The sequence below is a fragment of the Streptomyces sp. NPDC088817 genome (genome assembly GCF_044750345.1).
Taxonomy (GTDB): Bacteria; Actinomycetota; Actinomycetes; order Streptomycetales; family Streptomycetaceae; genus Streptomyces.
Window position 1 is genome coordinate 422,997 of record NZ_JBIVJN010000002.1, and the last position, 24,864, is coordinate 447,860.

At 72.2% G+C, this 24,864-nt stretch carries 25 protein-coding genes and 1 tRNA gene; 12 read left to right on the plus strand and 14 right to left on the minus strand.

Annotation, left to right across the window (positions count from 1 at the left end; all coding sequences use genetic code 11):
- Positions 1 to 72 precede the first annotated feature (72 nt).
- On the plus strand, positions 73 to 1,005 hold the full coding sequence (locus ACIP4X_RS05610; RefSeq protein WP_401346794.1) for a 1-phosphofructokinase family hexose kinase: 933 nt from the start codon (positions 73 to 75) through the stop codon (positions 1,003 to 1,005).
- Between the two features lie 3 nt (positions 1,006 to 1,008).
- Here ACIP4X_RS05610 and ACIP4X_RS05615 read toward each other — a convergent pair whose 3' ends face one another.
- On the minus strand, positions 1,009 to 1,935 hold the full coding sequence (locus ACIP4X_RS05615; RefSeq protein ID WP_358730840.1) for a carbohydrate-binding protein: 927 nt from the start codon (positions 1,933 to 1,935) through the stop codon (positions 1,009 to 1,011).
- A 118-nt stretch (positions 1,936 to 2,053) separates the two neighbouring features.
- Positions 2,054 to 3,712, minus strand: a complete 1,659-nt coding sequence (gene cdgB, locus ACIP4X_RS05620) for a diguanylate cyclase CdgB (RefSeq protein WP_391454302.1) — start codon at positions 3,710 to 3,712, stop codon at positions 2,054 to 2,056.
- Between the two features lie 418 nt (positions 3,713 to 4,130).
- Here cdgB and ACIP4X_RS05625 point away from each other — a divergent pair, with 418 nt between their 5' ends.
- A complete protein-coding gene (locus ACIP4X_RS05625; RefSeq protein WP_391454304.1) occupies positions 4,131 to 4,649 on the plus strand; it encodes a flavin reductase in 519 nt (172 codons plus the stop codon).
- 189 nt (positions 4,650 to 4,838) lie between these two features.
- Here ACIP4X_RS05625 and arfB read toward each other — a convergent pair whose 3' ends face one another.
- Positions 4,839 to 5,276 carry an alternative ribosome rescue aminoacyl-tRNA hydrolase ArfB gene (arfB, locus tag ACIP4X_RS05630; protein WP_391454306.1) on the minus strand — a complete coding sequence of 146 codons (438 nt, stop codon included), beginning with the start codon at positions 5,274 to 5,276 and terminating at the stop codon, positions 4,839 to 4,841.
- A 166-nt stretch (positions 5,277 to 5,442) separates the two neighbouring features.
- On the opposite strand from arfB, the gene ACIP4X_RS05635 reads away from it, so the two are divergent.
- Positions 5,443 to 6,018: a TerD family protein gene (locus tag ACIP4X_RS05635; RefSeq protein WP_358730832.1), complete on the plus strand. Its 576-nt coding sequence runs from the start codon at positions 5,443 to 5,445 to the stop codon at positions 6,016 to 6,018.
- 48 nt (positions 6,019 to 6,066) lie between these two features.
- On the opposite strand, the gene ACIP4X_RS05640 is transcribed toward ACIP4X_RS05635, so the two are convergent.
- Complete coding sequence (locus ACIP4X_RS05640; RefSeq protein ID WP_391454308.1) at positions 6,067 to 7,515, minus strand: M1 family aminopeptidase; 1,449 nt, start codon at positions 7,513 to 7,515, stop codon at positions 6,067 to 6,069.
- A gap of 7 nt (positions 7,516 to 7,522) precedes the next feature.
- Here ACIP4X_RS05640 and ACIP4X_RS05645 point away from each other — a divergent pair, with 7 nt between their 5' ends.
- The gene (locus tag ACIP4X_RS05645; protein ID WP_358730830.1) at positions 7,523 to 8,023 is read left to right on the plus strand and encodes a hypothetical protein; all 501 of its coding nucleotides are present in this window, start codon (positions 7,523 to 7,525) and stop codon (positions 8,021 to 8,023) included.
- Between the two features lie 51 nt (positions 8,024 to 8,074).
- On the opposite strand, the gene ACIP4X_RS05650 is transcribed toward ACIP4X_RS05645, so the two are convergent.
- Complete coding sequence (locus ACIP4X_RS05650) at positions 8,075 to 8,752, minus strand: pentapeptide repeat-containing protein (protein ID WP_358730828.1); 678 nt, start codon at positions 8,750 to 8,752, stop codon at positions 8,075 to 8,077.
- A gap of 135 nt (positions 8,753 to 8,887) precedes the next feature.
- On the opposite strand from ACIP4X_RS05650, the gene ACIP4X_RS05655 reads away from it, so the two are divergent.
- Complete coding sequence (locus ACIP4X_RS05655; protein WP_401346802.1) at positions 8,888 to 10,387, plus strand: MFS transporter; 1,500 nt, start codon at positions 8,888 to 8,890, stop codon at positions 10,385 to 10,387.
- A gap of 23 nt (positions 10,388 to 10,410) precedes the next feature.
- Here the strand turns inward: ACIP4X_RS05655 and ACIP4X_RS05660 are convergent, their stop codons facing one another.
- Positions 10,411 to 11,058, minus strand: a complete 648-nt coding sequence (locus tag ACIP4X_RS05660; RefSeq protein ID WP_401346805.1) for a rhomboid-like protein — start codon at positions 11,056 to 11,058, stop codon at positions 10,411 to 10,413.
- Between the two features lie 22 nt (positions 11,059 to 11,080).
- On the opposite strand from ACIP4X_RS05660, the gene ACIP4X_RS05665 reads away from it, so the two are divergent.
- From ACIP4X_RS05665 to ACIP4X_RS05675, 3 genes are all read left to right on the plus strand, one after another.
- The gene (locus ACIP4X_RS05665) at positions 11,081 to 11,971 is read left to right on the plus strand and encodes an aminoglycoside phosphotransferase family protein (RefSeq protein ID WP_391454314.1); all 891 of its coding nucleotides are present in this window, start codon (positions 11,081 to 11,083) and stop codon (positions 11,969 to 11,971) included.
- A gap of 91 nt (positions 11,972 to 12,062) precedes the next feature.
- A complete protein-coding gene (locus ACIP4X_RS05670; protein WP_401346808.1) occupies positions 12,063 to 13,124 on the plus strand; it encodes a nitrous oxide reductase family maturation protein NosD in 1,062 nt (353 codons plus the stop codon).
- A gap of 52 nt (positions 13,125 to 13,176) precedes the next feature.
- Positions 13,177 to 14,205, plus strand: coding sequence for a methyltransferase (locus ACIP4X_RS05675; protein ID WP_358730821.1), 1,029 nt, complete (start codon positions 13,177 to 13,179; stop codon positions 14,203 to 14,205).
- 131 nt (positions 14,206 to 14,336) lie between these two features.
- Here ACIP4X_RS05675 and ACIP4X_RS05680 read toward each other — a convergent pair whose 3' ends face one another.
- Genes ACIP4X_RS05680 through ACIP4X_RS05710 form a run of 7 tightly spaced genes read right to left on the minus strand, consistent with a single transcriptional unit; the run spans position 14,337 to position 19,604 of the window.
- A complete protein-coding gene (locus ACIP4X_RS05680) occupies positions 14,337 to 14,660 on the minus strand; it encodes a TcmI family type II polyketide cyclase (protein ID WP_358730820.1) in 324 nt (107 codons plus the stop codon).
- Positions 14,661 to 14,679: 19 nt separating this feature from the next.
- Entirely contained in the window at positions 14,680 to 15,162 is a 483-nt protein-coding gene (locus ACIP4X_RS05685) for an SRPBCC family protein (RefSeq protein ID WP_391454319.1), read from the minus strand.
- Between the two features lie 3 nt (positions 15,163 to 15,165).
- Positions 15,166 to 15,423, minus strand: coding sequence for an acyl carrier protein (locus ACIP4X_RS05690; RefSeq protein WP_100569051.1), 258 nt, complete (start codon positions 15,421 to 15,423; stop codon positions 15,166 to 15,168).
- A 44-nt stretch (positions 15,424 to 15,467) separates the two neighbouring features.
- A complete protein-coding gene (locus ACIP4X_RS05695) occupies positions 15,468 to 16,718 on the minus strand; it encodes a beta-ketoacyl synthase N-terminal-like domain-containing protein (protein ID WP_358730816.1) in 1,251 nt (416 codons plus the stop codon).
- The gene (locus ACIP4X_RS05700) at positions 16,715 to 17,983 is read right to left on the minus strand and encodes a beta-ketoacyl-[acyl-carrier-protein] synthase family protein (protein ID WP_358730814.1); all 1,269 of its coding nucleotides are present in this window, start codon (positions 17,981 to 17,983) and stop codon (positions 16,715 to 16,717) included. Before ACIP4X_RS05700 ends, ACIP4X_RS05695 begins: the two co-directional genes overlap by 4 nt.
- Positions 17,980 to 18,423, minus strand: coding sequence for a cupin domain-containing protein (locus ACIP4X_RS05705; protein ID WP_358730812.1), 444 nt, complete (start codon positions 18,421 to 18,423; stop codon positions 17,980 to 17,982). Before ACIP4X_RS05705 ends, ACIP4X_RS05700 begins: the two co-directional genes overlap by 4 nt.
- Positions 18,424 to 18,464: 41 nt before the next feature.
- Positions 18,465 to 19,604: a SchA/CurD-like domain-containing protein gene (locus ACIP4X_RS05710; RefSeq protein WP_358730811.1), complete on the minus strand. Its 1,140-nt coding sequence runs from the start codon at positions 19,602 to 19,604 to the stop codon at positions 18,465 to 18,467.
- Positions 19,605 to 19,835: 231 nt separating this feature from the next.
- Between ACIP4X_RS05710 and ACIP4X_RS05715 the strand changes: the two genes are divergently transcribed.
- Complete coding sequence (locus ACIP4X_RS05715) at positions 19,836 to 21,482, plus strand: FAD-dependent monooxygenase (protein ID WP_391454323.1); 1,647 nt, start codon at positions 19,836 to 19,838, stop codon at positions 21,480 to 21,482.
- Between the two features lie 57 nt (positions 21,483 to 21,539).
- Here ACIP4X_RS05715 and ACIP4X_RS05720 read toward each other — a convergent pair.
- A tRNA-Thr gene (locus ACIP4X_RS05720) sits at positions 21,540 to 21,617 on the minus strand.
- A gap of 232 nt (positions 21,618 to 21,849) precedes the next feature.
- Here ACIP4X_RS05720 and ACIP4X_RS05725 point away from each other — a divergent pair.
- The 3 genes from ACIP4X_RS05725 to ACIP4X_RS05735 all read left to right on the plus strand — a co-directional run bounded on the left by ACIP4X_RS05725 (position 21,850) and on the right by ACIP4X_RS05735 (position 24,864).
- Entirely contained in the window at positions 21,850 to 22,986 is a 1,137-nt protein-coding gene (locus ACIP4X_RS05725; protein WP_358730807.1) for a sn-glycerol-3-phosphate ABC transporter ATP-binding protein UgpC, read from the plus strand.
- A gap of 243 nt (positions 22,987 to 23,229) precedes the next feature.
- Positions 23,230 to 23,685 carry a hypothetical protein gene (locus ACIP4X_RS05730; protein ID WP_358730805.1) on the plus strand — a complete coding sequence of 152 codons (456 nt, stop codon included), beginning with the start codon at positions 23,230 to 23,232 and terminating at the stop codon, positions 23,683 to 23,685.
- Positions 23,686 to 24,132: 447 nt separating this feature from the next.
- A complete protein-coding gene (locus tag ACIP4X_RS05735) occupies positions 24,133 to 24,864 on the plus strand; it encodes a nucleotidyltransferase family protein (RefSeq protein WP_358730803.1) in 732 nt (243 codons plus the stop codon).

The window sequence follows — 24,864 nt, forward strand, 5'->3', positions numbered from 1 at the left end:
CCGTGTCTTTGGCATGATCGAGTCTTCGGAACTTCGCGGCGGACACGCGCCTACTCGGGGGAGGTCGGCCCGGTGATCCTCACGGTCACGCTGAACACCGCTCTCGACATCACCTATCGGGTGCCGTCCCTGCGGTCGCACGCCACCCACCGGGTGTCCGAGGTGACCGAGCGGCCCGGCGGCAAGGGCGTCAACGTCGCCCGGGTGCTGGCGGCCCTCGGCCACGAGGTGACGGTCACCGGCTTCGCGGGCGGCGCCACCGGGCGCGAGGTGCGGGACCAGCTCGCGTCCGGGGCGCCGGGCGTGGTGGACGCGCTGGTCCCGGTCGCGGGCGCGACCCGGCGGACCATAGCCGTCGTCGACGCGCGCACCGGCGACACCACCCAGCTCAACGAGCCGGGCCCCGTCGTCGGCCCCGCCGAGTGGTCCGCCTTCCAGAACGTGTACGAGGAGCTGCTCGGCTCGGTGTCGGCGGTGGCGCTGTGCGGCAGTCTGCCCCCCGGGCTGCCGGTGGGCGCGTACGCCGGTCTGATACGGACGGCGCGGGCGGCCGGGGTCCCCGTCCTGCTGGACACCAGCGGCGAGGCCCTGCGGCGGGGGATGGCGGCCCGCCCCGACATCGTCAAACCGAACGCCGACGAACTGGCCGAGCTCACCGGCTCCCACGATCCGCTGCGCGCCAGCCAGGACGCCCGCCGGCGCGGCGCCCGCGCGGTGGTCGCCTCCCTGGGCGCGGAGGGCCTGCTCGCGCACACCTCCGAGGGCCTGTGGCGTGCCGCCCCGCCGTCCCGCGTCCGCGGCAACCCGACGGGCGCGGGCGACTCCGCGGTCGCGGGCCTGTTGTCGGGACTGGTGGAGAACCTCCCCTGGCCGGACCGCCTGACCCGCGCGGTCGCCCTGTCCACGGCGACGGTCCTGTCCCCGACGGCCGGCGAGTTCGACCACGCGGTCTACGAGAGGCTGCTGGCGCAGGTGGCGGTGTCGGGGGAGGCCAGCGCGGCCTGAGCGTCAGCCCGACTTGACCCAACCCTTGGCCAGCCACAGCTGGTCGAGGTTGGCGTCGCACTGGTTGCCCTGCTCACACGAGATCTTGATGGTGTTCGTGCCTTTGTTGAGCTGGATCCAGTTGTAGGTCTTCGTCCAGCCCTTCTCGTAGTCGCCCTCGGGCGCGTGCGCCCAGTTGTTCAGGTTGACCGGCCTGCTGGACACGCTGCCGTTGACCGTCAGAGTGGCGGTGCCGTCCTTGCCCGGGACTCCGTAACCGATGAATACGGTGTACTTGCCGTCTTCGGGGATGCCGTCGACGGTCCAGGTGATCGAGGCGCCGACGTTGTTGAAGTTCCCCACGTAGACGCCGCCGGCCGCCTCGGCGCCCTTGATGTCCGAGGACTTGGCGGCGCCACCGTCCAGCGCCAGCGCCTCGGCGTCGCTCTTCGGCAACGCGCCGTCGGTCGGTGCGCTGCTGCTCGCCGACGGGCTCGGCTCCGAGCTCTCCGTGGCCGTGGCGGCCGGGTCGCCCGCCTTGTCCTTGCCCTTGTCGTCGGAGTCACCGTTGAGCATCGCCACGCCGATGCCGATGACGACCGCGGCGACCACCGCGACGGCGCCGATCAGCAGGCCCTTGGTGTTCGGGCCCCGGCCGCCGCCCTGGCCCGACTGGCGGCCCGTGGGCGCGCCGCCCGGCAGGGTCTCCGGAGCGGCGTAGTGGGCGTTCGGCCTGCCGTACGCGCCCTGCTGCTGCGGGACCTGGCCGTTGGGCGCCGCGGCGGGCTGGCCGTACTGCCGCTTACCGACCGTGTGGACCCGGTTGACCGCGTTCGGGTAGCCGTAACCGCCGGAGGGCGGCTGGGCTCCGTTGGCCTGACCGTCGGCGTACAGATAGCCGAACGGGTCGTCGTCCTCGGGCGTGCTCGCGCCGCTGTTGCCGGGCGTCATCCCTTGGTACTCCTCAACAGGTGCGGGGTCGGGCGGTAGGTCGTGAGAAAGGCGAGCCTACCCGCTCCGCCGGGCCCAAACGGGTGACTCACGCCGCACAAGTCGGCTGACCTGCGGATCATCCGGCACGGCGATGTTGTTTGGGACGAGATCGTTTCTCGACGTACATCCGTTCGTCCGCTGATTTCAGCACTTCGTCCGCCGTCATTCCGCAGTGGGCCCATCCGATGCCGAAGCTCGCCCCCACCCGGACGGCCCGGCCCTCGGCGCGGATCGGCTGGATGATCTCGTTGCGCAGCCGTACGGCGAGGTCCTGGGCGTCGGCCCGGCCGAGGCCGTCGGCGAGGATCACGAACTCGTCGCCGCCGAGCCGGGCCACCGTGTCGCCGTCGCGCACGCCGTTGCTGAGCCGCCGGGCCACCTCGATGAGGACCGCGTCGCCCGCGTTGTGCCCGAACCGGTCGTTGATCGACTTGAAGCCGTCGAGGTCGCAGAAGAGGACCGCGAGCCCCTTGGTGCCGTCGTCGTGGTCGCCCTCGGGGGCGATGGTGTGCACATGGTGGTCGTGGGCGTCGAAGGCCTCGGTGCCGGACCGGAAGTCGAAGCCGTGGTCGTCGATGTCGTAGCCGGGGTGGCCGTGTGCGGTGTCCTGCGCGTCGGGGTCGCCCGTGTGTCCGGCCTGGGACCGCCGGCACAGCCGGGCGGACAGACGGGCGCGCAGCTCGGCGGAGTTCGGCAGGCCGGTCAGGGAGTCGTGGGAGGCGCGGTGGGCGAGCTGGAGCTCGCGGCGCTTGCGCTCCTCTATGTCCTCGACGTGGGTGAGCAGGAAGCGGGGCCCGTCGGCGGCGTCCGCGACGACGGAGTTGCGCAGGGACACCCACACGTAGGAGCCGTCGCGGCGGCCCAGCCGCAGCTCCGCCCGGCCGCCCTCCGCCGAGGTCCGCAGCAGGGTGCCTATGTCCTCGGGGTGGACGAGGTCGGAGAAGGAGTAGCGGCGCATGGCGGAGGCGGGGCGGCCCAGCAGCCGGCACAGGGCGTCGTTGGTGCGCAGGATCCGGCCGTGCTGGTCGCCGCCCATCTCGGCGATGGCCATGCCGGACGGCGCGTACTCGAAGGCCTGGCGGAAGCTCTCCTCGCTGGCGCGCAGGGCCTGCTGCTCGCGTTCCAGGCGTATGAGGGCGCGCTGCATGTTGGAGCGCAGCCGGGCGTTGCTGATCGCGATGGCCGCCTGGAAGGCGTACATCTGGAGGGCCTCGCGGCCCCAGGCGCCGGGCCGGCGGCCGTTGCGCGGGCTGTCCACGGAGATCACGCCGAGCAGTTCGCCGGAGGAGCCGCCGGACCCGCCGGGGACGTCCATGGGCGCGAAGAGCCGGTCGGCGGGGTGCCACTCGTCCTCGAAGCGTGGCGCGGGCCCGTCGGTGTACCAGGTGGGGACGTCGTCGTCGTCGAGGACCCAGCCCTCGGTGTGGGGTATGAAGACCAGGCCGCCCCACCGCTCGCCCATGGCCAGCCGGCGGTCCCAGGACTCCCGGGAGCCGACGCGGCCGGTGATGAGCGCCTCGGCGGCGGAGTTCCCGGCCAGGGCGGCGACCACGAGGTCGCCGTCGGCGCGCACGAGGTTCACGCAGGCCAGCTCGTAGCCCAGGCCCTGCACCACGCCGTCGGCGACGGTCTGCAGTGTGTCCGCCAGGCTTCGCGCGGTGTTCATGTCCGCCATGACCTGGTGCAGTTTCCGCAAGGACGCCAGGCGGACGTACGGCTCCGAGTCGGTCTCCATGCTCGCCCTCCCCCCGAGACCTCGCCAGCGAATCAAGGGTGCTGTTCGGCGTATCGTCTGCGCATTCTCCGCCACTGAATCACAGCGCGAAGCCCACTCGGTACACAGGGTCAACAATTCACAGCTCTTGTGACTCAAGTCACAGATGAGCGTGAACAATTGAGTGCGGTTTCTGGCTTTCCCCTGTGCGTTTGATGAACGCGGGCCGTGCGGCTGTGGGGACATGATGCACGACTTCCTCGGCCGCTGGTCCTAGGTCCGGGTTCGGGCCCGGGTCCGATGCGGCGGTGGCGGGCCGGTGGTTAGCGTTCCATGTGTGTTGAACACTTCCTCCGTGCCGCCCGCCCCCTGTCCCGCCGCCTCCGCCGAGCCGTCTCCGCTCGGGCGGCAGGGACCGCCGTCCGGGCATGCTGAGGGGGTGACCGACGAGGAGTTCCGTGCCGCGATGTCCAGGCTGGCCGCCGGTGTGGTCCTGGTGACCGCGCAGGAGCCGCCGCTGGACCCGGACGACCCGCGGGCCCCGGCAGGCGAGGACGCGGGCATGACGGCGACGGCGTTCATGTCGGTGTCCCTGGACCCGCCGCTGGCCCTGGTCAGCCTGCGCGAGGGCTCCCGCATGGACGATCTGCTCGCCGAACAGCCCCTGTGGGCGGTCTCGGTCCTCGCCGACGGCCAGCACGCCATCGCGGGCCGCTTCGCCATGAAGGGCCGGGTCAGCGACCGGCTGCTGTTCCGGGACCTGCCCCACACCCGCGGCGAGGTCTCCGGCGCCCCGCTGCTGACCGACGCCCTGGCCACCCTGGAGCTGCGCACCGAGCAGCGGGTGCCGGCGGGCGACCACACCCTGGTCGTCGGCCGCGTCCTGACGGCCCGCCTGCTCGGCACGAACGACCAACCCCTGCTCTACTACCACGGCCGCTACCGCCACCTGCGCTGACGCCGGGACCGCGTCCGGTGCCCGGCTGCCCCCGGACCGGGCGGACGCCCCGCCCACGCCAGGCGTCCGCCCACCGCCGCCCGGGCCACCGCCCGTCCGCGCCAGGCGTCCGCCCGACTCGGCCGACGCCCCGTCATGCGTCCGGCCACCGCCCCCTGGGCCGGCGGCCCGTCGGCGGCGTGACCCCCGTCAGCCCCAGTCCTTTCCGGAGCGTCCCCGTTTCGTCTGTGAGCGTTGCTTCTTCTCGCGCAGCCGGCGCTCGTTGATGCCGCGTGGAACGCGGGTGGGTCTGCGGGGCCTGGGCGGGGGCGCGGTCGCCTCGGCGAGGAGCGCGGCGAGGCGCACGGCGGCGGCCTCGCGGTTGCGCCACTGGGACCGGTGCTCGGAGGCGCGCACGCTGATGACGCCGTCGACGAGCCGGTCCGCGAGGCGTTCGAGGGCGCGCTGCTTCCACACCTCGGGCAGCGCCTCGGTGTTGGCGAGGTCGAAGCGCAACTCCACCTGGGAGTCGGTGGTGTTGACATGCTGGCCGCCCGGCCCGGAGGACCGCGAGAAGCGCCAGGCCAGTTCGGCCTCGGGGAGCGCGACGGAGCCGCGGATGAGATGGGGACCGGACATGTCGTCCATGTTCCCCTCCACACCCCGTCACGTCATCATGTTTTCGCCGCGGGCGTGTTCGAGCCGGGTGGGTAAAAAAGGTAAAGGGACGCGGAACTCGGAGGACCCCCCTCGGCGTTCCTATGGGTGGCGGTAGCTTCGTCCGCATAGGCAACGAGGGAAGGGACTCCCAACAATGGCTGTAAGCCTGTCCAAGGGTGGCAACGTCTCGCTCACCAAGGAGGCTCCGGGCCTGACCGCCGTCACCGTGGGCCTCGGCTGGGACGTCCGCACCACCACCGGCACGGACTTCGACCTGGACGCGTCCGCGATCGCGGTCAACGCGCAGGGCAAGGTCTACTCGGACCAGCACTTCGTCTTCTTCAACAACAAGCAGACCCCGGACAACACCATCGTCCACACCGGCGACAACGTCACCGGCGAGGGCGACGGCGACGACGAGGCGATCAACGTCAACCTCGCCGGGCTCCCCGCCGACGTCGACAAGGTCGTCTTCCCGGTCTCCATCTACGACGCCGAGAACCGCGGCCAGAACTTCGGCCAGGTCCGCAACGCCTACATCCGCATCGTCAACCAGGCCGGCGGCTCCGAGATCGCCCGCTACGACCTGTCGGAGGACGCGGCCACCGAGACGGCCATGGTCTTCGGCGAGCTGTACCGCAACGGCGCGGAGTGGAAGTTCCGCGCCGTCGGCCAGGGCTACGCCTCGGGCCTGGTCGGCATCGCCCAGGACTTCGGCGTCAACGTCTGACGGACGCGATCCCTGACCACGGCCGGCCGGTCGACCGGCCGGCCGTGGTCAGGGACCCGCCGGTCTGCCGTCCCCGTACAGCCAGTCGGCCCAGATCCCGGTGAAGTCCGTGTCCGGGGCCTTCTTCTCCACGTAGGCGGTGAAGTCGGCGGTGTCCGCGTTGCCGTGGCGGTGGGCGGCGGCCCAGCCCCGGACGATGTCCTGGAAGGCCCGGTCGCCGACCGCCTGGCGGATCCTGTGCAGCACCGCAGCGCCGCGCTCGTAGACGGGCCGGTCGGAGATGTGGTCGGCGCCGCTGGGCCGCGCGGGCGGAAACGCCCACACCGCCTCGTTCGCGGCGTCGTCGGTGAAGTAGTCGCCGCGCAGGAGCGCGTCGAAGGCCTGCTGCGCCGTCCGGCCGCCGTGGTCCTCCTCCCACAGCCACTGCGCGTACGTCGCGAAGGCCTCGTTCAGCCACATGTCCCGCCAGTTCTTCGGGGTGACCGAGTCCCCGAACCACTGGTGGGCGAGTTCGTGGACGAGGGTCCCGATGTCGGGCGCGCCGGGGAAGACGGGCCGGTTCTGGGTCTCCAGGGCGTAACCGGATTCCTCGCCACGGCCGACGACCGCGCCGGTGGACGAGAAGGGGAACGGGCCGAAGCGCCGCTCCGCCCACTCGACGACCTCGGGGATCCTGGCCAGCACGGCCCGGCTCTCCCGCGCCTGGGACGGCTGGACGGCGACGTACACGGGCAGGCCGCTCCTCGTCGTGGAGCGGGTGATCTCGAACCGGCCGATCGCGACCATGGCCAGATAGCTCGCCATCGGCTCGGCGGTGCGCCACCGGAACGTCGTACGCCCCCCGCTGGTCGTCTCGCTCCTCAACTCACCGTTGGAGACGGCCCGCAGCCCCTCGGGCACGGTGACCGCGATGTCGTACGCGGCCTTGTCGGACGGGTGGTTGTTCCCCGGGAACCACGCCATCGACCCGACCGGCTCGCCGAGGGCGAGCGCGCCGTCGGCGGTGGGCAGCCAGCCCTCCCGCGATCCGTCGGGGTCGACGACGACCTGCGGACGCCCGGAGTAGCGCACCGTCGCGCTGAAGGTCTCCCCCTTCAGCAGATCGTCGTGCGGCCGCACGGTGAGTTCCTGCCCGGCCCGGCTGAACCAGGCGGCCTTCCCCGCCACCGTGACGCTGTGGACGTCGAGGCCGCTGAGATCGAGGTCGAAGGCGGACAGGTCCTTGGTCGCCCGGGCGGTGACGACCGCCGTGCCCGTGAGGTGACGGCGGTCCGGGTCGTAGTCGAGGGTGAGGCCGTAGTGGCTGACGTCGTACCCGCCGTTGCCCGCCCTGGGGAAGTACGGATCGTGCACGCCGGTCCCGCCCGGGGTGCCCCGGACACCGCCGTCGCACCCGGTCAGCGTCAGCACGAGCAGGGCGCAGCCGGCCGCGGCGGTCCGGACGAAGGGGGCGGAGCGATACACGCGCGCGATCCTATGCGGGGCACATGACACCATCGCCTACGTGCTCGACATCGGCTACGCCCTCTCCAACCGCTTCCCCGACCCGCCGCAGACGGACTACCGCCGCGCGGACGTGCACGCGCTGCGGCACGACCTGTTCTGCGGCGACGTGTACCTGGCCGACACCGAGTCGGACCGCGAACTGGCCACGGCCTGGGGCTGGGTGCCCGTGCTCGACTTCGCCTGGGCCCTGTGCGACATCGTCGAGCAACTGGACCGGGACCCGGCCGGGTCCCGCGCCTCCCGTCCGCAGCGGGCGGAGCTGGACTTCACCGAGTCCACGGACCGCATGCTCTTCGAGCGCCGCTTCGGCTGGGTCGACATGGAGTCCGACTGGATGCCCGCCGAGGAGCCCCCGCTGTCCTTCTCGCACACGGCGCTGCGCCGTGAGGCCCGTGACTTCCTGCACGACCTCGTGGCCGACCTGTGCGACCTGCACGAGGACCTGGCGGAGAACCCGGCGATCTGGACCCTCCAGGCCCGCTTCCCCCGCGTCTCCTGAGCCCCTCCTCCCCCTGAGCCCCCCTCTGGGCCACGCCCCCTTCCGCCCCTCTCAGCCCTCCACCCTGATCCCCAGCTCCGCCGCCAGCACCGGCGCCAGGTCCAGGAGCTGACCGGTGCTGATCACCGCGCCCGCCAACCGGTCGAGGCCGCGCGCGATCTCCAGGGACGAGGCGCCCCGCAGGTCCACGTCCGAGAGCGTCGCGGCGCTGAAGTCGACGCCCTTGACCACGCAGTCCGCGAACTCCACCCGCTCCAGCCGGGCGCCCCCGAAGTCCGGCTCGACGAGGACGCAGCCCTCGAAGACCACGTCCCGCAGCCGGGCCCTGCGCAGGTTCAGGTAGTCGATCTTGCCGCCGCGGATCCACACGCGCTCCAGGACCGCGCCGTGGCACTGCGTACCGCCGAGGCGGGCGTCGACCACCTCCACATCGCGCAGGGTCGCCTCGGCGAGGTCGGTGCCGACACCCCGTATGCCGGTGAGGACCGAGTCCAGGAAGCGGGCGTGACGCAGCGACGTGTCGTCCAGCGCGCAGCCCCCGAGCGCGCAGTCCAGGAAGCGGGCACCCGCCCCGTCCTGCCCGGCGAAGTCCTCCTCACGGAACTCCAGCCCGTCGTAGTCCCCGTCGGGCGCCAGTCCCCCGCCGCCGTACGCCTCCAGCGCCGGCAACCGCACCTCGGGCCGCCGCGCGCCCTTCACACCGGCCCTGCCGCTCGATCCGCTCACCATGCCCCCATGCTGCACCCCGCCACTGACAACGCCCCGGCCCCTTCGCTCTCCGGCCGCGAGTCGCGGGGGCGGGGCGCGGGCCGCCCCTCCGTGCACGAGGATGCGATATGTACCGATTCATGGTCTTCTGGCCAGATGAGCGTCACCCACACAGGTGAATCCTCGTCCCAGGAGACCGACCGGCACCGCTGGTGGGCACTGGTGGTCATCGCTCTCGCGCAGCTCATGGTGGTCCTGGACGCGACGATCGTGAACATCGCGCTCCCCTCCGCGCAACACGCCCTGCACATGTCCGACGGCAACCGGCAGTGGGTGATCACCGCCTACTCCCTCGCCTTCGGCGGGCTGCTCCTGCTGGGCGGGCGGATCGCCGACCTGGTGGGCCGCAAGCGCACGTTCGTCGTCGGGCTGGCCGGGTTCGCCGCCGCCTCCGCGTTCGGCGGCGCGGCCACGTCCTCGGGCATGCTCTACGGCGCCCGCGCCCTCCAGGGCGCCTTCGCGGCCGCCCTCGCCCCCTCCGCGCTCAGCCTGCTCACCACGACCTTCACCCGCCCCGGGGAGCGCGGGAAGGCGTTCGGCGTCTACGGCGCCCTGGCGGCCAGCGGCTCGGCGATCGGCTTCATCGTCGGCGGCGTGCTGACCGAGTTCCTGAACTGGCGCTGGTGCCTGTACGTCAACGTGCCCATCGCCGTCGTCACCGTCCTCGGCGCCCTCGCCCTGCTGCGCGACAGACCGGGCCGGACGGATGCCCGCCTCGACATGCCCGGGGCGGCGCTGGGCTGCGGCGGACTGGTCGCCGTCGTCTACGGGTTCAGCGAGGCGCAACCGCGCGGCTGGACCGATCCGGTGGTGCTGGGCCTGTTCGCCCTCGGCACGGCGCTGCTCCTGGCGTTCGCGTGGTGGCAGGGCCGGGCGCCGGTGCCGCTGCTGCCGCCGCACGTCCTGCGGGACCGCAACCGGGCGGGCTGCTTCCTGACCATGCTGCTGGCCGTGGTCGGCATGTTCGGGCTGTTCCTGTTCATGACGTACTACCTGCAGGAGATCCTCGGCTACTCGCCGCTGCGGGCCGGACTCGCCTTCCTGCCGATGACCGCCGCGATCATCACCGGTTCGACGCAGATCTCGGCCCGGCTGCTGCGGCACGTGCCGCCGCGCGCGCTCATGGTCCCCGGCATGCTCCTGGCCGCGGGCGCCCTGCTGCTCCTGACCCGGCTCACCGTCGACTCGCACTACGCGAGCGAGGTGCTGCCCGCGCTGGTGCTGATGGGCCTCGGCATGGGCCTGACCTTCATGCCGGTGTTCGCCACCGCCACCGCGGGCGTCGCCCCGCAGGACTCGGGGGTGACCTCGGCGACCGTGAACACCTCGCAGCAGGTCGGCGGTTCGATCGGCACCGCCCTGCTCAACACGCTCGCCACGACCAGCAGCGCCGCCTACGTCACCGCCCATCTGCACGGCGGGGCGGAGCGGGCCCGGGTGGTGCCGGAGGGGATCGTCCACGGGTACACGGTCGCCATCTGGTGGGCGGCCGCCGTGATGCTGCTGGCCGGGCTGGTCGCGGGCCTGATGGTGACGGGCAGGGCCCCGAAGCACGGGGCCCCGGCGGAGACGTCCGTACGCGAACCGGTGGCGTGAGACACGAGGCCGGACACCTGACGCTAGGGCCTCGGCGCGGACAGCGCCCGCCCCGGGTTCCACGGCCTGCCCCGGCCCCTGGCCAGCGGATAGCAGCCCAGTCCGATCAGCACGGCGGCGAAGTGCCCGAGATCGGAGAACGTGCGCCCGGTCGCCAGCGACACGCCGTAGAAGCCGAGAACGGCGGCCAGGTACAGGTATCGCCAGGGCCGGGCGATCCGGTACGCCAGCACCCCCGCCACCCCGGCCAGGGCGTAACTCACGCCGACGTCCAGCGTGTTGACGGCCGACTCCGGCACCACGTGCCGCTGGATCGCCCAGAGCAGGGCGCCCTCGCTGACCAGCGTGGCCAGCACGTGCGCGGTCACGCACACCAGCAGCCAGCGCAGGGTGCCCAGCCAGCGCTCGGCCTGGGCGTGGAAGACCGTGTAGAGGACCGCGTACGGCAGCCAGTGGCCGCTGTCGATCCACATGGCGCTGGAGAAGAGCACCCGCACCGGGTCGTGCGACAGCTCGCGCAGGTTCGTCGAGCGGTGGCGCAGGAAGTGCTGCTCGAACTGCGGCGACATGTGGTGCAGGGCGACGGTGGTCAGGAAAAGGATCAGCAGCCAGACATACGTGCCCGGCGCGCTGCGGACGTACGCCGCAGCCGCCCGAAGCCCACGCCGCATGACCCCGCTCACAGGCGCAAGTATGGTCGTCAGGGTGATCGAGGTGCCCGGCGCGCTGGCCGCTTCCCAGGAGAAATTCAACGGGGCGGCGGGCCGCGCCTTCGTCGCCGGGCTGCCCCGGCAGGTGTCCGGCTTCCTCGACCGGTGGCGGCTGCGGGTCGACGGGCCGGCGATGCACGGCGTGTGCGCGCTGGTCCTTCCGGTCCTGCGCGCCGACCGCCTGCCCGCCGTTCTGAAGCTCCAACTGCCCGACGAGGAGAGCGCGGGAGAGGCGCCCGCGCTGCGCGCGTGGGACGGCGCGGGGGCCGTACGGCTGCTGGAGCACGACGGGCCGACCGGCACGCTGCTGCTGGAACGGCTCGACTCCGCCCGCCCGCTGACGCGCCTGCCGGACACCCGCGAGGCCGCCCGGGTGATCGCCGGCCTGCTGGCCCGCCTGACGTCCGTACCCGCCCCGGCCGGGATACGGCGGCTCGGTGACATCGCGGGCGCCCTGCTGGAGCGGACGCCGGGCGCGTTGCGGCCGCTGCCCGACGGGGACGACCGCCGGCTGCTCGCGGACTGCGCCGCCGCCGTGCGCGAGGTCGCCGGCGAGAGCGGCGACCGGCTGCTGCACTGGGACCTGCACTACGACAACGTCCTCGGCGCCGGCCGGGAGCCCTGGCTGGCCATCGACCCGAAGCCGCTCGCCGGTGACCCCGGCTTCGAGCTGTTCCCGGCGCTGTCCAACCGCTTCGAGCCCGGTGAGGTCGTCCCGCGCTTCGAGGCCATGACCGCGGTGCTGGGCCTCGACCGGGACCGGGCCCGCGCCTGGACGCTCGGCCGCGTCCTGCAGAACGCCCTGTGGGATTTGGAGGACGGCCGCCCCCTGTCCCCCGAACAGCTGTGGATCGGCCACGCCCTGCGCCGGTGACCCACCACCGGACCACGCGCCGCGCCGGTGACACGCCGCCGGACGGCCCATCCGGCACGCAGGCCGACTATCGGGCCATACCGTACAGAATATGACAAAACGCCATATCGCTCTGTTCCTGAGCGCCACCGCGCTGGTCGGTACGGGCATCGCCGCCGCCCCGCCGGTCCAGGTGTCCAGGACGCACCTGGTGCATCCGGGCCAATCGATCCAGCGGGCGGTGGACTCCGCGCGGCAGGGCGACACCGTGCTGGTGCTGCCCGGCGTCTACCACGAGAGCGTCAAGGTGACGACGCCCGGTCTGACCCTGCGGGGCTCGGGCCCCGGCACCGTCCTGGAACCGGGCGGCCAAAGCACCGCGAGCGCCTGCGGCAAGCGGGGCAACGGCATCTGCGTGGTGGGGACCAGGGCCAAGCGCCTCGAAGGCGTCACCGTCTCCCGGCTGACCCTCACCGGCTTCCGCCAGGCGGGCCTGATGGCCGTGGGCACCGACCGGCTGACCGTGCGGAAGGTGACCGCCGAGAAGAACGGGGTCTGGGGCCTGGCCGAGGAGCGCTCCGAACGCAGCGTGTACCGCTCCAACACCGCCCGGAACAACGGCGACGCGGGGCTCTTCCTCGCCAACACGATCACCGCCGAGCAGGGCGCCGTCGACACCCGCGGCACGCTGATCACCGGCAACCGGCTGGAGGGCAACCGGATCGGCGTCACCGTCCGCCGGCTGCGCGACCTCACCGTCACGGGCAACCGCGTCACCGGCAACTGCGCGGGCGTGTTCGTCGTCGGCGACGAGAACAGGCCGCGGGCCGGCGCCCTGACCGTGCGCGACAACCGGGTCGTGGAGAACAACCGGTTCTGCCCGGCGACCAAGCGGCTGCCCTTCCTCCAGGGCTCGGGCATCGTCCTGACCGGCACCGAGCGGACCGACGTGTCCCGCAACCTCGTCGCCCGCAACTCGGGCAGGTCCCCCCTGTCCGGCGGCATCGTGCTGTTCAAGAGCTTCGTCGGCGCGCCCGGCGAGCGGAACCGGGTGAGCGGGAACGTGCTCGACGGCAACTCCCCCGCGGACCTGGTCAACCAGGAGAGGACCGCGCTCCGCAACACCTTCGTGGCCAACTCCTGCAAGACCTCCAGGCCCGCCGGACTGTGCTGACGCCATCGCCACTCGTGGAACCCACGGGACCGAGAAGGAAGGAAGGCGGCACATGACGACCGCTCAGTCCGCCCCACCGCCGTCCATGCGGCTCAGGGAGCTCGCGTTCGGCGCGGCGTGCGCCGCCGCCCTCCGCGCGGCCGCCCGGCTCGGTGTGGCCGACGCGCTCGGGGACGCGCCCATGACCGTGGAGGACCTCGCGGCTGCCGTGAAGACCGAACCCAGGCCGCTGCGCCGGCTGCTGCGGGCACTGACCTGCTACGGCGTCTTCACCGAGGAGCACGACGGCACGTTCGCGCACACCGGCATGTCCCGGCTGCTGCGCGAGGACGACCCGGCCAGCCTGCGCTACATCACCCTGTGGTGCACCGAGCCGTGGACCTGGGACGCCTGGCCGAAACTCGACGAGGCGGTGCGCACCGGCCGCAACGTCGTGGAGGACCTGTACGGCAAGGAGTTCTTCGTCCACCTCAACGAGGACGCCCCCGAGTCGGCGGACGTCTTCAACCGGGCCATGACGACCTCCAGCCGGCAGTCGGCGCGGGACGTCGCCGAGCTGCTCGACCTGTCCGGCGCCTCCTCCGTCGCCGACATCGGCGGCGGGCAGGGGCACGTGGTGGCGAGCCTGCTGGAGAAGTACCCGCTGATGCACGGCTGCCTGCTGGACCTGCCGCAGGTGGTGGACAACGCCGACCCCCGGCTGCGCGCCGGCGGCTCCCTGGCGGACCGGGTGCGGATCGTGCCCGGCGACTGCCGCGAGGCCGTCCCGGTCAGGGCCGACGTCTACATCATCAAGAACATCCTGGAGTGGGACGACGACTCCACCGCCCGCTGCCTGCGCAACGTCATCGAGGCGGGCGGGGCCGGGGCGCGGGTCGTGGTCATCGAGAACCTCGTCGACGACACCCCGTCGATGCGGTTCAGCACCGCCATGGACCTGCTCCTGCTGCTCAACGTCGGCGGCGCCAAGCACACCGGCGCCAGCATGGCCGACCGGCTGAAGGCGGCCGGCCTGGTCATCGACGACATCAGCCCGGTCAACCCCTATCTGCACGCCTTCGACTGCACGGTGCCCGACTGAGCGGGCCCGCGCCGGCGGCGTCGCCGCGACCTTCCCGGACACCGGCCGCCGGGCCCGCGACAGAGCGGGCCCGGCGGCCGGTGGCCGTCCGTGAGGGATCGGACGGCTCGTCAGTTGGCTGGTACGAAGACTCAGTCACGCTCCCACAGGTAGAAGCGCCGGGCCATCGCGTCCTTCGGCGAACGCCAGGTCTGCGGGTCGTAGGCGCTGACGTACGCCGACAGCCGCTCGCTGATGCCGCGGAACTCCGGGTGGCCCGCCACCTTGGCGATGGCCGGTCCCGGATCCCGGTCCGCCTCGACCAGGTGCATGTACACATCGCCGAACTGGAAGAGGCTGCGCCGGTTGACGCCGACCAGGTGCGGCAGCTCCCCCCGGTCGGACTCCTCGAAGATCTTGGCGATGTCCGGGGCCGAACCCGGGGCCATCCGGGCGACGATCAGGGCTTGGTGCACGATGCTTCCTCCGTCCGGCTCAGTCGGTGGTCAGGACCGGCTCGGCCCGGTGCCCGGCGGCAGCCTTCTCGATCTTTTCGCGGATCAGGGCCATCTGGACCTTGGAGTTCTTGTTGATGTTGTCGGTCATCCAGTCGTCGTCGACCGGCGCCTCCGGCTTCATCGCGAAGTCCTGGGTCCAGATCATCCGGGTGCCGCCGGGGACCTCCTCGTACCTCCAGTGGATGTTCATGTGGTCGAAGGGGCCCGTCTCGACCCGGCGGGCCCTGACCGAGAGTGTGGCCCGGTCGGGCTCGCGCTCGGAGACCCAGCTCCACACGGTGCCGTTCTCGTCCGGGTGCATGGTCAGCCGGAAGGTGCACTTGTCGCCTTCCTGGGACAGGATCTCGGCGGACGCGTACTCGCTGAACAGCCGCGGCCAGTTCGCCACATCGTTGGTCATGTCCCAGACCAGGTCCAGCGGCGCGGCGATGGTGATCTCGTTCTCGGTGTGTCCGGCCATTTTCTACGCTCCTGCCAGAAGGGTGCTGTTGACGAGGTCGAGGAACTTCCTGGGCGTCTTGCAGCGCTCCGCGTCGGCCGGCATCGGCATGCCGTGACGGTTCTCCAGTTCGCCCACGATGCCGAGCAGGCCGAGCGAGTCGATACCGAGCTCGTCGAATCCGGTCTCGGACCGGTCCGCCAGCTCCTGCGGGCTGACGGTGATCCCGGCGGCCTTCTTCATGAGTTCGGCCAGTTCCTCCACTGTGATTCGGTCACTCATGCGGTTCCTCTCCTTGTTGCTCCCGGTTGATCGTGGCTGCCTCGCTACGAGGCCTCGGCGGCACCGTGCCGCAGCACCAGCGCCGAGTTCGAGCCCATGAGCCCCCGGCTGAGGACCAGCGCCGTGCGCACCTCGGCGGCGCGAGCACGACCGGTCACCAGGTCGAGGTCATGGCAGATGTCGGAGACGTTCGGGGTGGGCGGGATCAGGCCGTGCTCCATCGCGAGGACCGCCGCCGCCGCGTCCAGCACCGGGGCGGCGCAGTACGCCCGCCCGGTGCCCGTCTTGGGCGCCGTGACCGGCACACGCCGGCCGTGCGCGCCGAGCGCGTCGGCGAGGGCCAGCGCCTCGGCCCGGTCCGCCTCGGGGACGCCGAGGGCGTCGGCGAAGACGACGTCGACCTCCTCGGGTGCGCACCCGGCCTCGGCCAGAGCCACGCGGATCGCCTCCGCCAGCCCCTCCCGGGACAGCTCCCAGCGGGAGGCGCCGGTGAAGGTCGCCGCGTGCCCGGCCAGGAAGGCCCGTACGGGCACGCCCCGCTCGCGGGCCGCCCCGGCCGCCTCCACGGCGAGCATCGCGCCGCCCTCGGCCGGCACGAACCCGCAGGCGTCCTCGGTGAACGGGCGGTAGGCGCGCTCCGGGTCGGCCACCGGACTCAGCTCCCGGTAACCGAGCTGGCACACCATCGAGTACGGGGCCAGCGGCGCCTCCGTCGAACCGGCCACGATCACATCGGTGCCGCGCTCGACGGCCCGCGCCGCGTGCGCCAGGGCGTCCAGGCCGCCCGCCTCGTCGGCGGCGACCACCGAGCAGGGCCCCTTGAAGCCCCGCCGGATGGAGATCTGGCCGGTGCTCGCCGCGTAGAACCAGGCGATGGACTGCCAGGGGCCGACGTAGCGGCTGCCCTTGCCCCACAGCTTCTGCAGCTCCCGCTGGCCGAACTCGCCGCCGCCGGAGCCGGCCGCGGTGACCACGCCCGCGGAGAACGGGGCCGCGTCGGTGTCGGCCTGGCCCAGCCGGGCGTCCTGGAGGGCGGCGTCGGCCGCGGCCATCGCGAAGTGCGTGAAGCGGTCGGTCTGGACGAGGTAGCGCTCCTCGACCGCGGCCGAGGGTTCGAAGGACCGCACCTCGCCGGCCACCTTCAGCGGCAGGTGCTCGCAGCCCTCACGGGTCACGCGGTCCAGGACGCTCACGCCCTCCTGGGTGGACTTCCAGAAGGTCTCGGTGCTCGTGCCGCCGGGTGCGACGACACCGATGCCGGTGACGGCGGCCCGCCGCTCGCGCGGTGCGCTCATCGTGTCCTCTCCCTCTGCCGGGTCAGGATCACCGCGGACTGGAAGCCGCCGAAGCCGCTGCCCACGGAGAGCACGCTGTCCAGCTTCCGCTCACGGGCGACCCGCGGGACGTAGTCCAGGTCGCACTCGGGGTCGGGGGTCTCGTAGTTCGCGGTCGGCGGGACCGCCTGGTGGGCCAGCGCCAGCACACAGGCCACCACCTCGATCGCCCCGATCGCCCCCAGCGAGTGACCCACCATCGACTTGATGGAGCTCATGGGGGTGTCGTAGGCGTGCGGACCCAGTGCCCGCTTCACCGCGGCCGTCTCGTGCCGGTCGTTCTGACGGGTGCCGGAGCCGTGCGCGTTGACGTAGCCGATCGCGGTGGCGTCCAGACGGGCGTGGTCCAGCGCGGTCTCGATCGCCCGCGCCATCTCCAGGCCCTCGCTGGTCAGTCCGGTCATGTGGTAGGCGTTGCCGAACGTGGCGTAGCCGCTGAGCTCGCAGTACACGCGGGCACCGCGGGCCCGGGCGTGCTCCAGCTCCTCCAGCACGAGCACCGCGCCGCCCTCGCCCATGACGAACCCGTCACGGTCGTTGTCGAAGGGGCGGGAGGCGTGTGCGGGGTCGTCATTGTTCGGCGACGTCGCCCTGATCGCGTCGAAGCACGCCATCGTGATCGGCGATATCGGCGAGTCCGACGCTCCGGCTATGCAGATGTCCGCCCTGCCCTCCTCCACGGTGTGCAGCGCGTAGCCGACCGCGTCGAGTCCGGAGGTGCAGCCCGTGGAGACGGTCTGCACCGGACCGCGGGCCCCGAACCGCTCGGCCACCGTGGAGGCCAGCGTGCTCGGGGTGAACGCCCGCTCCAGATGCGGACGGGACCGCTCGTGGTCCACGTCCCAGCGGTCGCCGCGGTGACTGACGAGGACGTAGTCGTTCTCCAGCCGGGTGGTGCCGCCGACCGCGGTGCCCAGCGAGACCGCGACCCGCCAGGGGTTCTCCCCGGCGAGGTCGAGTCCGGAGTCCGCCACCGCCTCCTGGCCGGCGGCCAGGGCGAACTGGATGTAGCGGTCGCAGCGCGCCACCTGCTCCTCGTCCAGGCCCGCGGCCGCCGGATCGAAATCGCACTCGGCGGCGATCCGGGACCGCAGCCCCGACGGGTCGAAGAACGTGATGCCGCGCGTCGCGGTGCGCCCGTTCGCCAGCAGGTCCCAGAACGCCGGGGTGCCGATACCGCCCGGCGCCACGATGCCTATGCCGGTGACCGCCACCCGCCTGGTCATGATCGGACCTCTGCCACGTCCGCCGGCGGCGCCTCCGCGCCGGCCGCCGCCGGTTCGGTGCCCTCGGTGTCGACGTGGCCGAGCTGCGGGCGCGGGGCCAGCGGTCCGAGGTGGAAGACGATCCGCGCCTCCACCTCCCCCACGTTGCGGAAGCGGTGGCGCATGTAGGCGGGGATCATCAGACCCTGCTCCGGTCCGATCGGGTGGGGCTCGCCGTCCAGGTCCACCTCGAGCTCGCCGCAGACGACGTACACGAACTCCTCGGAGTACGGGTGGTAGTGCTCGCCGATACGGTCGCCGGGCTGCACGATGGCCACGCCCATGAAGCCGCTGGTGGAACCGACCGTGGCCGGGGTGAGCATGGCGCGCAGATCGCCTCCGCGCTTCGTGTTGGGCTCGGTCTCGCCGAGCTCCACGATCCTGGGCCTGGGTTTGATCACGTCGTTCCTCCGGTGGTGTGGTACGTCGGCTTCGGAATGCGTCAGGCGTCCGGCGCGGACCGGCGGTCGGTGATGAGGTCCATACGGGCGAGGCCGAGCAGACGGGCCAGGTCGGCGTCCTTCGGGGCGGAGCCCTCGTCGAGCAGGGTGGTCAGCTCCGACATCTGCGCGGGATCGGTCAGACCCAGTGCGGCGGCCGGGTCGGCGTCGAGCTCGCCGCGGACGTCGACCAGCCGGACGACGATGTCCTCCCGCTCGAAGACCGTGCTGCGCAGCACCGGGCTGTCCGGGTCCTGGCCGGCCCGCTCGTCGTGCCGGGACAACAGCTCCGCCAGCTTCATGCCCATGCCGGGCCGCGCCGGGTAGTACAGCGCGTGCCGCTCCCCCTCCGTGCTCTCCTGGCCGACCGTCACGTGGTGCACCGCGGGCAGCGCCGCCCGGGTGAAGAACACCCGTGCGGACTCCTGGTCGTTGAGGTCGCGTTCCTGCTCCAGGTAGGGGTTGAGGGCCTCCTCGGTCTTCCGGATCTGCGGCTGCTGGGCCACGTGCCGCAGCGCCACGAGGAGGTCGCCGCGCACCTCGATGGCCCGCACGACCCGGTTGCCGCGCATGAACAGGGAGGTGCGGCAGAGCCGGGTGGTGCCGTCCACGTCCGCCTCGGGCGCCTCGTAGTTGGCCAGGATGTCGGCCACCTTCTGCTCGCTGCCCGGCTTCACCGTGAAGGTCAGCGCGTGCCGGATCACACCGTCCCCGACCCGTGCCGAGTCCTGGAGCCGGCGCTCGGCGCCGGCCTTGCCCGCCGTGACGCCGGTCTCGCGGACGATGTGGAAGCGCAGCGACCGGGTGTCGCGGATGCAGCTGTGCATCGGCTGCACCATCCGCACGTGCTCCTCGCTGTTCACCCAGGCGAGGAACGGCGGGGCGCTCTCCCACTCGCTGGTGATCAGCCACTGGGAGGGGTTCTCGATGGACTGGCAGAGCTGGTCGCTGACGTGCCCGGGAACGGCCGCGACCTGCTTGCCCATCTCCTCGTACGCCTCCAGGAACCGCTGCTGGGCGCCGTCGTGGACGTCCACCAGCAGGATGACCCGGAGCCGGGAGCCGTCGAAGACGGACTGGGAGACACGTGTCGCTGCCTGCTGCTCGGTAGGTTCTGATACACGCTCAGAAATGGCGGTCATCTGCGTACGTCTCCTTGGCGGGCTTGGCGGGGCAGAGGGAACGCCGGCCGCGGGTGACGCGACGTCAGCGTGATCTCGATCCTGTGCCGTGCCCGATCGGTGCGCGACTCGTGTGCACCACGCGGGTGATCACGGGGGTGATTGGTGCCGCGGACGTACGCGCGACGGCCTCCGCGAGGGCATGGAAACTGCGATGCACCCCGTATCCGCACCCCGCTCCTGGAGGCATCGATGCGCCGAGAAGCCGACCACCGGGTACCCGTCCTCATCGTGGGCGGCTCCCTGGTGGGCCTGTCCACCTCCCTGTTCCTCGGCCGCCACGGCGTGCCGCACCTGCTGGTCGAACGGCACTCCGGCACCTCCATCCACCCCCGCGGACGCGGCAACAACGTGCGGACCATGGAGCTGTTCCGGGTGGCCGGCGTCGAACAGGACATCAGGGCGGCGGCCTCCCTGCTCGCGGAGAACCACGGCATCCTCCAGACGCCGACGCTGGCCGGCGACGCGGGAGAGTGGCTGTTCAAGCACATCGACCCGGGCGGCGGCCTCGCCAGGTTCAGCCCCGCCACCTGGTGCCTGTGCAGCCAGAACGACCTGGAGCCCGAGCTGCTCAGGGGCGCCCGCAGGCTCGGCGGCGACCTGCGCTACTCCCACGAGATGGAGTCCTTCGCGCAGGACGGCGAGGGCGTGACCGCGGTGGTGCGGGACCGGGGCACCGACGAGCGCCGCACCGTCCGCGCCGACTACCTGGTCGCCGCCGACGGGCCGCGCAGCCCGGTCCGGCGCCGCCTGGGCATCCGGCACAGCGGGCCCGGCGACCTGTTCGCCAACGTCAGCGTCACCTTCCGCTCCAAGCTGCTCGCCGAGGTGGTGGGCGACCGCCGCTTCATCTGCTGCTACCTCACCGACCCGGACGCCGACGGGGCCCTGCTGCCCGTCGACAACAAGGAGCACTGGGTCTTCCACGCGCCCTGGCACCCGGAGCGCGGCGAGAAGCTGGAGGAGTTCACCGAGGACCGGCTCCAGCGGCACATCCGCCGCGCGATCGGGGCCCCCGACCTCGATGTGGAGATCACCGGAAAGGCGTCCTGGCGCGCCGCCGAACGGGTCGCCGACCGCTACTCGGCCGGACGGGTGTTCCTCGCCGGTGACTCCGCGCACGAGATGTCCCCCACCGGCGCCTTCGGCTCCAACACCGGCATCCAGGACGCGCACAACCTGGCCTGGAAGCTGGCCGCCGTCCTCGAGGGCTGGGCCGGACCCGGCCTCCTCGACACCTACGACACCGAGCGCCGCCCCGTCGCCACGGCGACCAGCGCCCGCGCCTCCGCCCGCTCCGTCGAGCACAGCCACCCCGGCTTCGCGCCGGCCCCCGGCATCGGCGGCGGCAGGCGCGGCGGCATCCTCAACGTCGTCCTCGGCTACCGCTACCCGCAGGGCGCCGTCGTGGGCGCCGACCCGGACCAGGAGGTCGTGCCCGAGGCGATGCGCCTGAGCGGCGAGCCGGGCAGCCGGGCACCCCACCTGTGGCTGCGGCGCGGCGGCGAGCGGATCTCGACGCTCGACCTCTACGAGCGCTCCCTGGTACTGCTGAGCGACGCCCGGTCGGCGGCGGGCTGGCACGCGGCGGCCCTGCGCGTCGCCGAGAGCGACGGCGTACGCCTGGACTCGTACCGCTTCGGCGCCGAGATCGTCCACGACCCGCGCGACGGCGTGGAGGGCGCGGCACCCGACTGGGCGCGCGCCCACGGCACCACGGCCGACGGAGCGGTCCTGGTCCGCCCGGACGGGTTCGTGGCCTGGCGGGCCTCGGCCGCCGCCCCGGACGCCGAGGCAACGCTGCGTCAGGTCGTACGGACCCTCCTCAGAACAGCCTGACCTGCGAAAACCGAACGAAGGCCACCCGCACTTCACAGTGCGGGTGGCCTTCGTGTGTGGAGCCCCCTGTCGGATTCGAACCGACGACCTGCTGTTTACAAGACAGCCGCTCTGGACCAGCTGAGCTAAGGAGGCCTGCGTGGGTGTTTCCGTGCAGTGTACCCAGGTCCCCGCGACGGCCCCGAAGGAGTTTCCGTGAAGTTCACTCGCCCCCGGGTGCTGACAGACCAGGTGAACGCCAGGTACCGTCCTGTGCCAGTTCACCCTTGTGGACTACACCACCACGACGGAATCACCCGTAGTGGCACCACCTTCCTACAACGGATCGTCCGGCACGTTCCTGCCGGTAGAAGGGGGCCCATTCGCCATGGCCACTGTCCAGTTCGACAAGGCGACCCGGATCTACCCGGGTTCCGACAAGCCCGCCGTCGACGCACTCGAGATCGACATCGCGGACGGTGAGTTCCTCGTCCTGGTCGGCCCGTCCGGTTGCGGCAAGTCCACCTCCCTGCGGATGCTCGCGGGCCTGGAGGACGTCAACGGCGGAGCCATCCGGATCGGTGACCGCGACGTCACCCACCTGCCGCCGAAGGACCGGGACATCGCCATGGTGTTCCAGAACTACGCGCTGTACCCGCACATGACGGTCGCCGACAACATGGGCTTCGCGCTCAAGATCGCCGGCGTCAACAAGGCGGAGATCCGGCAGAAGGTCGAGGAGGCCGCGAAGATCCTCGACCTGACCGAGTACCTCGACCGCAAGCCGAAGGCGCTCTCCGGCGGTCAGCGCCAGCGTGTCGCCATGGGCCGCGCGATCGTGCGCGAGCCGCAGGTGTTCCTCATGGACGAGCCGTTGTCCAACCTGGACGCCAAGCTCCGGGTGAGCACCCGTACGCAGATCGCCTCGCTCCAGCGCCGGCTCGGCATCACCACCGTCTACGTCACCCACGACCAGGTCGAGGCCATGACGATGGGCGACCGTGTGGCGGTGCTCAAGGACGGTCTGCTCCAGCAGGTCGACTCGCCGCGCAACATGTACGACAAGCCCGCCAACCTCTTCGTCGCCGGCTTCATCGGCTCGCCCGCCATGAACCTCGTCGAGGTGCCGATCACCGACGGCGGCGTGAAGTTCGGCAACAGCGTGGTGCCGGTCAGCCGCGACGCGCTCAAGGCCGCCTCGGACAGGGGCGACCGCACGGTGACGGTGGGCGTGCGTCCCGAGCACTTCGACGTGGTCGAGCTGGGCGGCGGCGCCGCGGCGTCCCTGTCGAAGGACACCGAGGACGCTCCGGCCGGTCTCGCCGTCTCCGTGAACGTGGTGGAGGAGACGGGCGCCGACGGGTACGTCTACGGCTCCGTCGAGGTCGGCGGCGAGCAGAGGGACCTCGTCGTCCGCGTCAGCAGCCGTTCCGTCCCGGAGAAGGGCTCCACGCTGCACGTCGTGCCGCGGCCGGGCGAGACCCACGTGTTCTCGACCTCCACGGGCGAGCGTCTGTCGGACTGACCCGTCCGCGGCTGACGCCTTACGGCTGAAACCTCGGGACACCTCCGAGCGATTCACCCAAGTTGACGAGAAGGGCCCCGCGACCTGGCCGCGGGGCCCTTCTCCATGTCTCCGAACCACCCTCGCGCATCGGACATTTCGAGCCTTGTGCGTCAACAGGTCACCCAGGAGGGAGGGTTCGGGCATCCCCCGAAGGGGTGACTAAATGTCGCCAAATCATTACCGGGCGCTACCCTCACTCGCGTGAAGCACTCCACCAACCACTCCACGCGACGCGGCCCGGGCCCCGCCCGCCGGATCGGCCGCTCCCTCGCCCTCGTCCTGCCCGTTGTCCTGGTGCTCTCCGGAACCCTCGCGGTCACCCGGGTCAACTGGTCGGGGAGCACCTCCAACTCGGTCCTGACCGCGTCGGACGCGATGGCCGCCGGCGCCGCGGCGAAGTCCCGCGCCCGCGCCCCGCAGGACGTGCTGCGCGACCAGCTCCTGACCGAGCTGCAGGACAAGAACCCGGGCGTGGTCCTCACCCACCTCCAGCAGGCGGTCAACGGCCGCCCGTCGCTGGCCCGGCACTGCGCCTCCATCGCCCGCACCCTGGGCCGCGCCGCCGTCCACATCTACGGCCCCACCCGCGCCCAGTCCTACGCCCGCCCGGTCTGCGACACCTCCTTCGCCACCGGCATCCAGTCCACCCACAACTGACGCCCGACCCCGCCCTGGCCCCCCGACCCCACCCTCCGGCGCCAGGGCAAGGACCACCCCACGCCCGCCGAAGCCTCCGGACGACCACACCCGCCTTGAAATCACGCCGGGCGGCAACACGGGGGGCTCCCGCCCTGAACACCGGCCGGTCGGCTACGCGGAGGGCCGAACCCGCCTTGAACGCCCGCCGGCTTCGCGGCCTGGGCCTCGCGGAGAAGTCTTGCCGCGCTGCCGGCCGGGGCCCGGCGCCCGGCGCCGCGGCTTCGTACCGCGGGCTCTCGGGGGGCGGCGGCCGCACCGGGCCCGGGATCGGGTCGGCCCTCGGGCGGCTCGGGCCGGGGCTTCGGTGGTGGGTTTTGGCCGGGCTGGGCGGCCGTGTCCGTTGGGACCGTGTGTGCGGTGGCGGTCCCTGACGGAGGGTTCAGGTACGGGTCGTACAGTGCGGGCATGACCCCTCCGAAGACCGCGTCCCGCCCCACTCAAGCCGTCGTCCTGGCCGGAGGCCAGGGCTCACGGTTGCGGCCCTACACCGACGACCGGCCCAAGCCGATGGTCGAGATCCCCGGCACGGGCACCCCGATCATCGGCCACCAGCTCACCTGGCTGGCCGAGGAGGGGGTGACGGACGTGGTGGTGTCCTGCGGCCACCTCGCCGAGGTGCTGGAGAAGTGGCTGAGCTCGGCGGACCTGCCGGTCCGCGTCTGCACCGTCGTGGAGCCGGAGCCCCTCGGCCGCGGCGGCGGACTGAAGTTCGCCGCCGCCCGGCTCCCCCACCCGGACCAGCCCTGGTACGCCACCAACGGCGACATCTGGACCCGGTTCTCGCTGCGCGACATGGCCGACTTCCACACCGAGCGCGACGCGGTCGCCACGCTCGCGCTGGCCCGCCCGCGGATCCCCTGGGGCGCCGTGCGGACGGACGGTTTCGGCCACATCACGGACTTCATCGAGGCCCCGCCCTCGACCTTCGAGATCAACGCGGGCGTCTACGTGTTCTCGCCCGAGTTCTCCGCGCTCCTCCCGGAGCGCGGCGACCACGAGCGCACCACCTTCCCGCACCTGGCCCGCGAGCGCAGGCTCGCCGGCTTCCCGATCCCCCAGGGCGCCTACTGGCGCGCCATCGACACCGCGAAGGACCTCACCGAGGCCGCCAAGGAACTGGCGGCACTCGGCAGGTGA